1 protein-coding gene is annotated in these 1,276 nt (G+C 37.4%); it reads right to left on the bottom strand.

All coding sequences use genetic code 11. The annotated features are described in order from the left end of the window. On the bottom strand, positions 1 to 807 hold an 807-nt coding region (locus A3735_RS24660; protein WP_156499896.1), incomplete at its 3' end, for a hypothetical protein. Positions 808 to 1,276 lie beyond the last annotated feature (469 nt).

Here is a 1,276-nt window from a genome sequence, read left to right as displayed (position 1 = left end):
TCTCCTTAGTTGCCGAATTAAACGTAACTCTCGCTCCCATTGGTACCTGTGTGGTGTTGGCCAATCCAGTTTTTTCCTTTTCTTCAGCACTGATTTTAAAGGTTCCCTAAACTCAGGGTGTTTCGATAATACCAAAGCAATTCCATCTGAGAAGCTCTGAGCAAGAAGTTCTTCAGGTAATGTGCTTCCAATACTCGGAGTTTTGTAAACTGAAGCATAGTTCCAGGCAATATAGGCTCTTTCTATACTGAAAGTCTTATCCCTACGAGGATGTTGCAACGTAACCGTTATTTTCGATGTGTCTTTATTGTCCTCAGTGCCATAAGGGCTAGCTAGCTTGAAAGTAGCCTTCAACGGAATTTCGTCGATTAAGACGGATTTACTTTTTCCCTCAATTAAAGGGTAGAGATTTTGAGCGTGTTTCAGAATGAGTGTTTTATCGCTAGTACCGATTGGGATAGTGATTAAATACTTGAGAGATAATGCCTCCTGCTTAGTGAAAAGCCTCCTCAGATAATCTTGTCCGAGAATTCTAGGTAACAGGTTTATTGTCCTGGCGTATTCATTACTCCAGGAGCGATCTAAATCTAATTTCAATAAAACTCGATTTCTAGTGTTGTCACGTTTGAATAAAATTTTAACACCCATTTTCTTTGCTCCAATTTGAAACAAATTGTTGTGGAGCTTGGTGATATATTTTGTGCCAATTAGGGGTGTTACTTTAGATTTAATTTGTCTAGATAAATCTGAAGGTAAAGGGGAAGATATCAAAACAGACTTGGCCTGAATTTTTATTTGTTCTCTCATAACGAAACTCTATTGAAGTGATTGTGCTATGAGAAAATTACGATAATCGCTTTTTTGCAACTGACTTTGCAGGCTGATAACAACGGCGCTATTTTTTTGTCATCAGGGGGACGTAGTAGTTGTTTAAATAATGTCATCAGCCTAGTTCGTTGTATTGCTAATAGGCTGATGACAAAATTATGGCCTTAGAATGAGTGTTTAGTGTGTATACTCTCTATATACCCTTACTTCACTCTATAGACACACTAGCAACTCAAAAAGGGGGCAAAAACATGCAATGAAAGGGTATAGCCTAATGACATTATATTAGAGCTTCATTAATTTTAGCCCTGCCTTAGTTTCGACGGATTTGAATTTGAACAAAAAAAGTTTTTTTCTCATTCCAAGTTTATCAAATGCCAAAAGAGAATCTGTTAAGAGTTTTCCTGAAAGCCTTTTGTCACCATATCTATCGCTAATTTTTCGCTCC

Source organism: Oleiphilus sp. HI0061, assembly GCF_001635675.1.
This window is presented reverse-complemented; position numbering and strand designations above follow the sequence as displayed.